The 11,969-nt window shown below is 66.2% G+C and carries 11 protein-coding genes; 1 reads left to right on the forward strand and 10 read right to left on the reverse strand.

Annotated elements, in window-relative coordinates; translation table 11 throughout:
• Positions 1 to 1,355, forward strand: a 1,355-nt coding sequence (locus V5A20_RS10580; protein ID WP_332327295.1) for a TonB-dependent receptor, incomplete at its 5' end; no start/stop codon positions are given.
• A gap of 6 nt (positions 1,356 to 1,361) precedes the next feature.
• On the opposite strand, the gene V5A20_RS10585 is transcribed toward V5A20_RS10580, so the two are convergent.
• The 10 genes from V5A20_RS10585 to V5A20_RS10630 form a co-directional block, all read right to left on the reverse strand.
• Positions 1,362 to 2,342 (reverse strand): isoaspartyl peptidase/L-asparaginase family protein, encoded by a 981-nt coding sequence (locus V5A20_RS10585; protein WP_332327296.1) that lies wholly within the window; start codon positions 2,340 to 2,342, stop codon positions 1,362 to 1,364.
• 24 nt (positions 2,343 to 2,366) lie between these two features.
• Positions 2,367 to 3,686 (reverse strand): peptidoglycan DD-metalloendopeptidase family protein, encoded by a 1,320-nt coding sequence (locus tag V5A20_RS10590; RefSeq protein ID WP_332316366.1) that lies wholly within the window; start codon positions 3,684 to 3,686, stop codon positions 2,367 to 2,369.
• A gap of 37 nt (positions 3,687 to 3,723) precedes the next feature.
• Positions 3,724 to 4,329, reverse strand: coding sequence for a cob(I)yrinic acid a,c-diamide adenosyltransferase (locus tag V5A20_RS10595; protein ID WP_332316368.1), 606 nt, complete (start codon positions 4,327 to 4,329; stop codon positions 3,724 to 3,726).
• 99 nt (positions 4,330 to 4,428) lie between these two features.
• Positions 4,429 to 5,238 (reverse strand): ABC transporter ATP-binding protein, encoded by an 810-nt coding sequence (locus tag V5A20_RS10600; protein ID WP_332327297.1) that lies wholly within the window; start codon positions 5,236 to 5,238, stop codon positions 4,429 to 4,431.
• Positions 5,239 to 5,278: 40 nt separating this feature from the next.
• Positions 5,279 to 5,944, reverse strand: coding sequence for a class I SAM-dependent methyltransferase (locus V5A20_RS10605; protein ID WP_332327298.1), 666 nt, complete (start codon positions 5,942 to 5,944; stop codon positions 5,279 to 5,281).
• A gap of 56 nt (positions 5,945 to 6,000) precedes the next feature.
• Positions 6,001 to 6,588: a peptide deformylase gene (def, locus tag V5A20_RS10610; RefSeq protein ID WP_332316371.1), complete on the reverse strand. Its 588-nt coding sequence runs from the start codon at positions 6,586 to 6,588 to the stop codon at positions 6,001 to 6,003.
• Between the two features lie 144 nt (positions 6,589 to 6,732).
• Positions 6,733 to 7,077, reverse strand: coding sequence for a phosphomannose isomerase type II C-terminal cupin domain (locus V5A20_RS10615; protein ID WP_332316372.1), 345 nt, complete (start codon positions 7,075 to 7,077; stop codon positions 6,733 to 6,735).
• 91 nt (positions 7,078 to 7,168) lie between these two features.
• Positions 7,169 to 9,133, reverse strand: a complete 1,965-nt coding sequence (locus tag V5A20_RS10620) for a Na+/H+ antiporter NhaC family protein (RefSeq protein ID WP_332327299.1) — start codon at positions 9,131 to 9,133, stop codon at positions 7,169 to 7,171.
• A 17-nt stretch (positions 9,134 to 9,150) separates the two neighbouring features.
• A complete protein-coding gene (gene upp / locus V5A20_RS10625) occupies positions 9,151 to 9,780 on the reverse strand; it encodes a uracil phosphoribosyltransferase (RefSeq protein WP_332316374.1) in 630 nt (209 codons plus the stop codon).
• 67 nt (positions 9,781 to 9,847) lie between these two features.
• A complete protein-coding gene (locus V5A20_RS10630) occupies positions 9,848 to 11,602 on the reverse strand; it encodes an alanine/glycine:cation symporter family protein (protein ID WP_332316375.1) in 1,755 nt (584 codons plus the stop codon).
• Positions 11,603 to 11,969: the final 367 nt, after the last annotated feature.

Genomic DNA, 11,969 nt, shown 5'->3' on the forward strand with positions numbered 1-11,969 from the left:
TTACCAGCGACTTTTCACTGGGCGACGACCGAGGGGTGCGCGTGATCGGCGCCCTGCAGCACATGCCTCGCGCCCAGTCGCCCGGGTCCCTTTCCAAGACGGCGGCCCAGGAGTCGCCCGGCCAGACTCGGCAGACGGTTTTGGACTTTGACGTGGGAAAGGACGTGACGCAGGGGCAACTCGGAGCCACGTATTACGACGACACACGGTTCGGCACCGTGAACGCCACCGCGTACGGGCTCTTCCGCGACCTCCAGAACCCCATTCCGTTCAACGTCATCGACCTAAATCGCCGAGCGGGTGGGGTGCGGCTGACGCTCGAGGAGGAGACCTCCTCTCTCCGGTGGGGCGTGGGCGTCGGGGGCAAATTGCAGCGCGACGACCGTCGCGAATTTACGAGTGCCGACGGGTCCCCCGATCGTCTTCTGATCGACCAGCTCGAAACGGTCGACAACGGAGCCGTCTTCGGTCGCCTCGCCATTCCCCTCGGCCGCTTTCAGATAGACGCCGGCCTGCGCTACGATCGTCTTCAGTTCGAGGCCGATGATCGGCTCGGGAGCGACGACGGGACGCAGACCTTCCGCACCCTCAGCCCTTCTGTGGGGCTCTCGTACGACCTGGGCCGAGCGCGCCTGTTTGCCAACCTGAGCACCGGCCTGGAGGCCCCCACCACGACCGAACTGAGCAATCGTCCCGATGGAGAGGGCGGCTTTAACGACCTTGACGCCGAGTCCGTGGTGGGCGTGGAGGGAGGCGTGACGGGCACTTGGCCCGCCCAGCGCCTCTCGTACGACCTTGCCCTGTTCTACCAGGACGTGGACGACGTGCTCGTGCCCTTTGAGCTGCCGGACGAGACGACGGCCTACCGCAATCAGGGCGCCGCACGGCACCGGGGCGCCGAGATCTCGGTTCGCTGGCAGCCCCCGGGGCCCCTGTCCGTCCGGGCGAGTCACTCTTTCGTGGACGCTGAATTTACGAAAGGCACCGTGGAGGCGGGCAACTCCACGACGAGTCTCGAGGGCAATCAGCTTCCCGGCGTGCCGTCGCACCGGTTTGCCGCCACTCTGCAAGCGCGGACGTCGCTCGCCCACGCCTCCGCGTCCGTACAGAGCGTGAGCAAGCAGTTTGGCGACACGCAAAATACGGCCACAAACGACGGATATACCACCGTTGACCTGCGCCTCAGCCAGCCCGGGGTCTCGCTTGCGGGCGGGGCAACGCTGACGCCTTTTCTCGCCTTCAACAATGCATTCGACGTGCGCTACAACGACATCGTCGTGAACGCCTTCGGGGGACGATTCTACGAGCCCGCCGCCGGCCGACACTGGCGCGCCGGCGTCTCGCTGCAACTTTGACCGGGGTTATTCTCGGTGGACGGAAAAGTGGGCGTCGCCTGTGTCCGTGCGCCATCCTCGTGCCATCCGGGGCGTCGTGAATGCCACCGCAGCGTCCCCAGGGGCGACCACGATGCAACCGCCCGTGGCCCCCTCTCCGTCCGGGGATGTGATCCGCTCGTGCATGTGCGATAGGGCCGAGCGTGCCGCCGTTTCCGCGGAGCGGCCCTCCCGAACACGTTCCCGCACGCTTCGGGCCAGTCCCACGGCCGCGATGGCTTCGCCCCACCCTGTTGCACTGACCGCCACGTGGGCGTCGGCGTAAAAGCCGGCGCCCGGCAGCGGCGAGTCGCCCACACGCCCGGGGGGCTTGAAGGGCGTGCCTCCGGTGGAGGTCGCCGCCGCGAGCGTGCCGGCCCCGTCCCGCATCACCGCCCCTACGGTGTCGGCGCCGTCCAGGTCGACGCCGCCTGGATGAAACGACCGGCTCGGATGGTTTGCCTCCGCCTGTTTCCGGATCCGTTCGTAGCGTCGTCGCTCGCGCGGGTGGATCAGCGTCTCGTTTGGGACGAGGTCCATCCCTGTCGTCTCCGCAAACCGCTCCGCGCCCTCTCCCGCCAGCATGCGCACCCGCCCCCTCCCTTTCTCCAACACCCGCCGCGCCCCCTCAACCGGATGCTCCAGGCGCTGGGTCGCCATCACGGCCCCGTAGTCCAGTGTCGCCCCGGTCATAATTCCGGCATCCAGCTCCGCCGTCCCGTCCTGATTCAGCATGGCTCCGTACCCGGCGTTGAACGCGCCGTGTGCCTCCAGGGCCCTCGTCGCCGTCGCAACCCCCGCCTGGGCATCCGTCCCGCTCTGGCGCGCAGGCGCTCCGGCACCGAGCACCGACTGGAGCCCCTCGCGGTGCGCGTCCACGACGGCATCCGGAATGTCCCACGCGCCCCCGTGCACGAGCAGCAACGGTCCGCGCGCCTGGATCTGCCGGCTGTGAAGGGAGAGGGACATTCGACGAGCGACCGATTCCAGGGACTACCGATTGGCCAGTTGGGGCCCTCCCGGGACCAATGGGGTCGTCCACTGCGGCCCCGATTCCGACGGAGCCCGAGCAAACACCGAGGCCTCGTCAAGCCGGGGCCGCAGGGCCTGAACCGTTTCCCGAAACGCGTCCCGGTGCTGCAGTGGCACCGGCTGCGAGGGCGGCAGCTCCAGCGTGACCGGGTTCACGGGTGTGCCGTGCTTCCAGAGGCGGTAGTCGAGATGAGGGCCCGTGGATCGGCCCGTGCTTCCCACGTAGCCGATGGTCTCCCCCTGTTGCACGCGGTCGCCGGACGTCACGGAGATTCGCGACAGGTGGAGATAGCCGGAGGTGTAGGTGCCGTTGTGCCGAATCTTGACGTAGTTCCCGTTCGGCCCTTTGTACCCGGCCCGTTGGACCCTCCCGTCCCCCACCGACCGCACGGGCGTGCCACGCGGGGCCGCATAATCGACCCCACGGTGGGGACGGTACTCCTTCAACACCGGGTGGTACCGGCGGCTGGTGTAGCCCGAGCTGATGCGGGAATACTGCAGCGGGGCCTTCAGGAGTTGGCGCCGGAGGCTCTCTCCCCTCCGGTTGAAGTACTCGGCGTCGCCCGCGCCCGTCTCAAACCGAAACGCGTAGTAGTCGTCTCCGCGGTGCTGCACGTGCGCCGCCACGATGTCGCCGGGCTGAACGGCCTCCCCTGCCACCGAGCGCGCCTCGTACACGAGCCGAAACGAGTCGCCCGCCCGCAGCCGAAAGAAGTCGATCTGCCAGGCAAACACCTCCGAGAGCCGCAGGGCGATGAGGGGATGCCCCCCCTTCTCCACGACGGTCCCGTACAACGATCCCTCCACCGTCCCCGAGACCGTGGCCCACTGATGGCGGACCGAGCGGGTGGCGACGTGGGTGCGGTCCGGATGCTGAAGGTCAAAGACGACGTACCGAAGCGCGTCGATCTGGTATGCCAGGTACCGCGGCTGGTGGAGCCAGGGGTTTACGTAGACGCGATACGGACGCCCTGCCTGCAAATCGGTAACGTCGAATGCCGGGCGCGCCGCGTTTGCGAGGTCTAGAACCGTCTGGTAGGCTACCCCATGCTCGTCCAGCACGTCCGAAAATGTCTCTGCCCGGCCCACGCGCCCGCTGTCCACCCGGTAGCGGCCTGTGGGAAGACCGTACCGGTCCGTTGTGGCCTCAAACGGGGCCATTGATTCATGGGCCTCACTCGCCGGGGTCGGCGCGGTGGCCCCCGTCTGGCAGGCAAGCGCCCCGCCCGCCACGATCAGGAGCATGGCCAGGAGTCGCGTGGGTCCAAGTGAGAAAGACATGATGTCCGCCGGGGAAGGAATGGAACGTGCGGGACGGTTACTGATCGGGGGTCGCATCGGACGCTGTGTCGTCAGCCCCCGTGCCGTCGGGGCTCCACGTGTCTTCTCGAACCCCCGCCTCCCGGTTGGCCCATCGGGCCAGCACGAAGAGGAGGTCGGACAGCCGGTTGAGGTAGATGATGACCTGCTCGTTGATCGGCGTGGAGGTTTTGGCCTCTACGCTGCGACGCTCCGCACGCCGGCACACGGTGCGGGCCGAGTGGAGCGACGCCCCGGCCGGCGTCCCCCCCGGCAGAATAAAGCGGTCCAGGCTGGGCAGGTCCGCTTCGAACCGATCGATCCGCGCTTCGAGGGCCTCAATGTGGGCCGCCTCAACCCGCTCCACGACCGGCTTGGCGTCCATCGGGGTCGCAAGATCCGCCCCCACCACAAACAACTCTTCCTGTACGTCGCCGAGGACCGGATCGAGGACCTCCTGTCCCGGCTCGCCCTCCAGATGCGACCGGGCAAGCCCGACCACCGAATTGGCCTCGTCGACCGTGCCGTACGCGTCAATGCGGGCGTTTCCTTTCCCCACACGTTCCCCTCCGAAGAGGGATGTGGTGCCGTCGTCGCCGGTCCGGGTATAAATTCGTTTGCTCATCGAAGGGGGCGTCGGAAAAACAGGGAAACACGAGTGGTCAGAATGTCCCACGGCTGACCTCCGCTTGCGTTTCTGAATGACGGGGCACGCCTCCCCGGGTCAGCCGGGAACGTGGCTTCCGTCGGAGGACGACGGCACGGGCCCCAAATAGTCAATCCGGGGCGTGCCATCCGGGTGTTGATCCAGCGCAACCCGCATGCCGAAGACCGAGGCGACGCGTTCCGGCGTCAGGACCGACTCGGGAGCCCCCTGGGCCCGCAGCGCACCGTCTTCTATCAGGAGCAACCGGTCCGCGTAGCGGGCCGCCAGCTCCAGGTCGTGCCCCACCGCGAGCACCGTCCGCCCGGCCTCTTCCACCTGGGCCCGGACCTGATTCATGAACGAGAACTGGTAGTGCACGTCCAGGTGTGCCGTCGGCTCGTCCAGCAGCAACGCGTCCGCCTCCTGAACGAGGGCCTGCGCCAGGAAGACGCGCTGCATCTCCCCCCCGCTCAGCGAAAGGACCGACCGCCCCCCGAAGTCGTCCAGGTCCACCCGGGCAAGCGCCTCTCGGACCCGTGCACGATCCGCGGACCGATACGCCTGAATCCAGCCACGGTGCGGCGCCCGCCCGAGAAGCACAAACTCTTCCACTGTAAAGTCGAAGGTGAGGGACCGCGCCTGTCGCACGACGGCCAGTGCCCGCGCCCGTTCGTCCACGCTCATGGCGTCGACGGGCGTCCCCGAGAGCCGGATCTCTCCGTCGAACGGAATGTGTCCCCCAATCGCCCGCAGGAGGGTCGTTTTGCCCGCGCCATTGGGCCCGAGGATGCCGGCCCATTGGCCGGCGGCGACCTCGAAGCTCACGTCTCGCAGGATCGTGTGTCCGTCGAGCGCAACGGAAAGTCGGTCGACCGAGAGCAGGGCCATGCTGGTTCCGGCTGTCAGTACAAGGAGCCCCCGCACGAACCTAAACAGGCAGTGCCACCAGTACCTCGGAGGGAACGCCCCACGCCCGTACCACCGTGTGCGTCCGCACGGACCACCGGGCATCGTCCAGGAGGGCCCACCGTCGAAGGGGTCGGCACCCGCCCACCCATTCCGGACGGAGCCGGTGAAGGGCGTCCCACAGGCGACTCACGCCCCGGGACAGCAACGACCGCCCCCGGGTGAGCCCCGCCAGGCAGAGCCGTCCGCCCGGCCGCAGGAGACGATGCGCCTCCCCCAGAAACGTTTGCGCCTCCTCACGCGACAGGAGGTCAAGCAGGTAGGTTGCCACCACGCGGTCGTGCCCCCCATCCGGTCGGTCGAACGTCAAGCGCCCGTCGGTCTGGCGAACCGTCGCCCGGTCTTCGAACGATGCGAGGCGGCTCCGGGCGACCTGCACCATCGTCTCGCTGAGGTCGTAGCCCTCGTAGCGCGCATGCGGCGGACAGTGGGTTCGCAGGAGGCGTTCGGCCAAGCGCCCCGTGCCGCACCCGACCTCAATGACCGACGCGGCGCCGTGAAAGGCCCCGGCGCTGATCAGCGCATCAAGGGCCGGGGCTTCGTAGAAGGCCTGCGTGTCCTGCCATGCCCCGACCCGGTCGTAGTGGGCCTTCAGTTCCGGGCGCGACAGCAAGCGGCGTGCAGACATGTGCGACACCGACGAGTACGAGTGCAGACGGGGCCCCTGTGCTCGGCCGCGCGCTCCTACTGTGCCGGGACGGTCACGTCGCCCTTCGTTACGAGCGGGTAGTCGGCCTCCACCTCGCCGTTGACCATTTCACGAAGGGGGCGGCGGAGCAGGCGTTTGCGGAAGCTGCTGAGGTAGTCGGTAAAAAGGATGCCGTCAAGATGGTCGCGCTCGTGCTGGAGCACCCGTGCCAGCATGTGCCCCCCCTCGATCTCCTGCTCCTGAAAGGTGCGATCGCGGTAGCGCATCCGGATCCGCTCGGGGCGGGTCACGGGCTCCCGCACTTCGGGGATTGACAGGCAGCCTTCCTCCATGTCCACCGTCGTGTCGCTCTCCCCCACGAGCTCCGGATTGACAAAGACCATTGGCTGGGGCGGGAGCGACGTGCCCGCCTCCGCGATCTCGTCGGCCATCGGGGTCAGATCCACCACGAAGAGGCGCTCGGTACGCCCCACCTGCGGCGCCGCCAGTCCGATGCCCGCGGCGTTGTGCATCGTCTCGATCATGTTGTCGATGAGCTCCTGTAGCGCCTCTGTGTTCTCCTCCACGGGCTCGGTCTCTTCCCGCAAAGCCTCGTGGCCGTAGACGTAGATGGGAAGTACCATGGGCAGGGGCAATTTCGAAGAAACCAAGTGAGCGATGGTGCAACGCACCCATCCGACGAAAAGTGCCGGAGACCGCCGGGCCAAAGACAGAAAACCCCGCAAACTCTCCGGCACGGGTCGGTCCTGTACCTGGGGCGCCTCCTACTACTCTCGCCCGTAGTCGTCTTCCAGCCGAATGATGTCGTCCTCCACACACCGGCCCATCTGCGTTTCAATGAAGACGAGCGGCTCGTCCCCATCGTTTTGGATCCGGTGCACGTCCCCTTCAGCAATGAAGCAGGTGTCTCCCGCCGACACGTCGATCTCGTCGTCGTTGCGCGTGAACACGCCCGCCCCCCGTACGACGACCCAGTGCTCTTTGCGGTGTTCGTGTTTTTGCAGCGAGAGGCGCTGGCCCGGATGCACGATGATGCGCTTCACCCGGTAGCCCGGCTCGTTCAGGTACTCTTCCCAGCGGCCCCAGGGGCGGTCGTCAGCGTCGAGAAACATGGTTAAACAGGACAGTTGTGCTTAAGATCATGAGACAAGGATTCCCCGGCAATGCCAAATGGATGAGGGGCGCGATGACGAGCCGTCCACATCAGGCCCCGGTGGGCTCCCGCTCCTCGGGCGACGACGCCACGATTTCGACCGGTTTGCCCACCAGCTTCAGGAGCCCGAAGAGGAGAAGGCCGCCAACGATGAGCCCGACCATCCAGGGCATTCCGAAGCCCGCGGGCAGCGTGCCGAAGAGAATGGCCACCGTGCCTACACTCAGGGCGTACGGCAGCTGAGTGCGCACGTGTTCGATGTGGTCGCACCCGCTGGCCATCGAGGAAAGGATCGTCGTGTCCGAAATCGGGGAGCAGTGATCCCCCCACACCGACCCGGCCAGCACGCACGAGACAGACGAGTACAGAATGTGGTAGTGGGCCGGCTCTCCCATGCCGTTCTGCGTGAGCACGGCCCACACCAGCGGCACGACGAGCGGCATGAGGATGCCCATTGTCCCCCAACTCGACCCCGTCGCGAAGGCCGTGGCGGCGGCGAGCACAAAGATAATGGCGGGGACCACACCGGGCGGAAGCGTCTCTCCGAGGAGTGAGACGAGGTAGTCGGCCGTGTGCAACACATCGGTAATGTTCGAAAGGGCCCAGGCGAGGACCAGGATGACCATCGCAAAGAGCATGGACTTGAGCCCCTCATACCAGGCCTCTACGGTCTGCTCAAGGTCCAGAATGCCTTGCCCGAGCGACAGGGCAGCGGCGGCCACCACCCCCAGGAGGGAGCCCCACATGAGCGCCGTGTACGAGTTTGCCTCCCCAATAACGTCCTTCAGGGCGGCGTCAGTCCCAACGGCCTGGGCGCCTGTCGCGTACAGCCCCCCCAGCACCCCCGCCACCAGTACGAGGATGGGGAGGACCGCATTGACAGCCCGGCAAGACGTCCCCTCTGGCGGCTGCAGCTCCTCCCCCTCGGCCGCCGCCTCGTCCACATTGGCGTCGTCCCCCAGCACCTTGCCCGTGGCACGCGCACGCTTCTCCGCCTCATACATCGGCCCAAAGTCGAGGCCGAAGTACGCCACGAGGAAGACAAACGCGAGGGCCAACAGCGGGTAGTAGCTGTAAAACAGGGAGTTGACGAACACCGAATAGGCCCCCTGGGAGAAGCCGTCGATTTTCTCAATGGCCGTGCCCAGGAGCCCCACCTGATATCCAATCCAGGTGGTCACGAACGCCAGGGTCGAAATCGGGGCCGCCGTGGAGTCCACGAGGTAGGCCAGCTTCTCCCGCGAGATGCGCAGGCGATCGGTCACCGGCCGCATCGTATTGCCCACGATGAGCGTGTTCGCATAGTCGTCGAAGAAGATGCTGATGCCCAGCACCCCCGTCACGATCTGTCCCCGCCTGGAGTCGCTCGCCCACGCCGTCAGGCGCTCCACAATGCCGAGCGTGCCGCCATTTTTCGAGATGATGCCCACCATTCCTCCAATCATCAGAGAAAACAGGATGATGGCGACATGGTCGGGGTTGGCCATCGCATTGAGCACGTAGACCTGGAAGCTGTCCAGCAGGCCCTTGAACACCGCCCACGGCGTGAAGCCAATGGCGACGACCGCCCCCACCCACACCCCAAAGAACAGGGCCGGCACCACGCGCCGGTACAACAGTGCCATGCCGATGGCCAGGAGGGGCGGCAGGATGGAGAGCCAGGCCGGAACGGCCCGCGTGCTGGCCGACCGCAGCACCGCGTCGTTCTGCACGACCTCGACAGTGGTCACTCCGCTCGACGACACCGTTATGCCCTCCGCGGTCCATGCTTCCGCCGCCGAATCGTAGGCAAGGGGCACCGTGGCGTTTCCCACCCGGACCTTCGGCGTGCCCCCGTCGGCCAGCGCGCTTCCCCCCGGGACCGACACGGCAAACTCAATGCCCGTCAGTACCGGGTCTGGCACCTCAATGGCACCGTCGTTCTGTGCGACGGCCGTGGGTGCGGCGCCTCCCCAAAAGAGGCCGACGAGCAGAATGAGGCTCAGTGTGCGGGGGCACAGATTGAATGGGCCCATCGGTCAAGGTCCCTTGGTCACGATCGCGTTCCGAAAATCCGGTCCCCCGCGTCCCCCAATCCGGGGCGAATGAAGGCATTGTCGTCCAGCTCGCGGTCCAGCACCGCCGTCACCACCGGCACGTCCGGATGCTCTTGGCGGAGCGTCGTCACCCCCTCGGGCGCCGCCACCAGACACGCAAAGGTGAAGTCCTGCCCGCCCTCCTCCTTCAGATGATCGATGGCAAAGGACGCACTGCCCCCCGTCGCCAGCATCGGGTCCACCACAAACACGTGGGCGCTCTCGATGCCCGTCGGAATGTTGCTGTAGTAGTCGACGGGCCGGTAGGTCTCCTCGTCGCGCTGCATGCCGAGGTGGCCGACCCGGGCCTCCGGCACGTACCGCACGAACCCATCCACCATCCCGAGCCCGGCCCGCATGATGGGCACGACCATCACGTCCTCGGCGATCTCGTAGCCGGTCGTCGATTCGAGGGGCGTCTCGATCGCTGTTTCCTCCAGCTCAATGTCGCGCATCGCCTCGTAGGCCAGGATCGCCGCTGCGTCGGACACCGTCTTTCGAAACTGACCGTGCGGCGTCTCATTGCGGCGGAGGATGGTGAGGTCTCGCTTCAAGAGCGGGTGATCGACAACCGTGAGGTTCTCCATGTCAAGCGGGGGAGTGCGTGCGTACGGCCGATGCAACGAGGGGCACGGGACGAAGCAGCCCTCTTCATTATGCCTCCGGCTCTTCGAGCCACGACTTGCGCGAGGTGTAGTCGTCGGTGATCTCCTTCACCTTGTCCGTCAGCATGATCACGGCGATCAGGTTCGGCACGATGACAATCCCGAGCGCAATGTCTCCGATGGTCCAGATGGTCGTGAGGGCCGTGACCGCGCCGGTGAAGTTCATGATCACAAAGACGACCTTGTACGGGAAGATGGCCCGCTCGCCGAACAGGTAGTACGCACATCGATCGCCGTAGTAGCTCCACGAAATGGAGGTTGAGACGGCGAAGAGGAGCACGCTCAGGATGACGACGTACCCGCCCCAATCCCCGAGCGGAGAGAGCCCGCGCTCGAAGGCCAGACGGGTGAGGGGCGCGCCACTGCGCACCCCCTCTCCGTACAAGACCTCATACTCGGTTCCATCGTCCGCCACGGCTACGTCTTTCGTCGGGTAGAGCGTGCCCGTGAACGGCTCCTGCAGATCCTCTTGGTCGTCACAGTCGTTGGCGCAGGAGGTGTAGAAGGAGCTCACCACGGCCTGCCGCCAGGCAAACTGGGCGTCCTCGTCGGGGTTGGGCACCTGCTGTTCGCCGTTCTCGATCCGGATTTCCTCGGGCACGTTGGAACTGGGAAAGATGCCGCCCTCATTTTCGACCCGGTACTCTGCGTTGCCGGAGTTGAGCTCGAATTGTGTGGGCACCGCGGCCCCCCAGGCGCCGCTCACGAGGATGGCCAGGCAGGTCAGCGTAACCACCGTGATCGTGTCGATGAACGGCTCTAGGAGGGCCACCACGCCCTCCGAGGCCGGCTCGTTGGTCTTGGCGGCCGAGTGGGCAATCGGCGCCGAGCCCATGCCGGCCTCGTTGGAGAAGAGGCCGCGCTGCACCCCATACGTGAACGTCAGTAAGAAGGCCCCAGCCCCCGTCCCTGCCACCCCCGCGGACGGATTGAAGGCGTTTGCGAAAACACTCCCGAGCGTCGGAAGGACCTCCGTGTAGTTGAAGGCGAGAACGAGCAGCGCGCCAATGACGTACGCCGCGGCCATGACCGGGACGAGAATGCCCGTGACACGCCCAATCGCGGTCACGCCCCCGAGGATGACGAGGGCAATGACGGCGGCCAGCACGAGCCCCGAGAGCCACACCGCCACACCGAACTCCGCGTTCATCACGTCGGCCACGGTGTTCGACTGCACGGCATTTCCGGTGAGGAAGGACGTGATCATCAGCATGACGGCAAAAAAGACCGCCAGGGGCTTCCAGTTCTTGCCCAGCCCCTTTTCGATGTAGAACATGGGCCCCCCGGCGACGGTCCCCTTCCAGGTCTGCTGCCAGGTGCCCTTCTCCGCCTCGGTGGGCTCCTCAACATTTCGGTAGAACTGCGCGATCGTTACCTCGCTGTATTTGGTGGCCATGCCGAGGATGCCAGTGACCCACATCCACAACAGTGCCCCGGGGCCACCCACGTGGATGGCGAGGGCCGCCCCGGCAATGTTTCCGATGCCGAGGGTGGCCGAGAGGGCCGTTGTGAGGGCCTGAAAGTGGGACACGTCCCCGGGATCATCGGGATTGTCGTACATCCCCGACGTGACGGCGATGCCGTGCGGAAACTGTCGGATCTGGACGAAGGCCAGGCGAAGGGTGAAGTAGATGCCCGCCCCCAGAAGCAGCAGCACCACCCACGGAATGTATTGTCCCCCTCCGATCGGGATGCCGTAGGTCCAAACCACGTCGTAGAGGGTGTCAACGATCGTTTGCAGCATGGAGTCGGCGTAGTGACACAGCGGTGAGTACGCGAGAGTATGCAGTCGTGCGTCGGAGGCCCGCGGGCGGGCGGCTCCGAGCGCAACACGTGCAGGCCCCCACGGGCATTTCTGGGGCGGACGGTCCTCTTTTTTGGAACGCCGTTGGAATATAGGAGGTGGGATGCGCCTGCGCAAACGCGCGCAATTTCACCGGGATGCTGAGCTGCGCACCGCGGGTAGAGCTCCAATCTTCCGCCGTCGCTCCCCAGGGGGAATTCATTTCCACTCCGCGATGCACCCACCCATACCCACTGGGCGATCAGCTGGGGGGCCGCCTGGACCGGACGATGATCCGTGCGTCGAGAACAAGTCCCGGGCCCGCCCC

It is taken from the genome of Salinibacter sp. (assembly GCF_036626415.1).
Classification (GTDB): Bacteria; Bacteroidota; Rhodothermia; order Rhodothermales; family Salinibacteraceae; genus Salinibacter.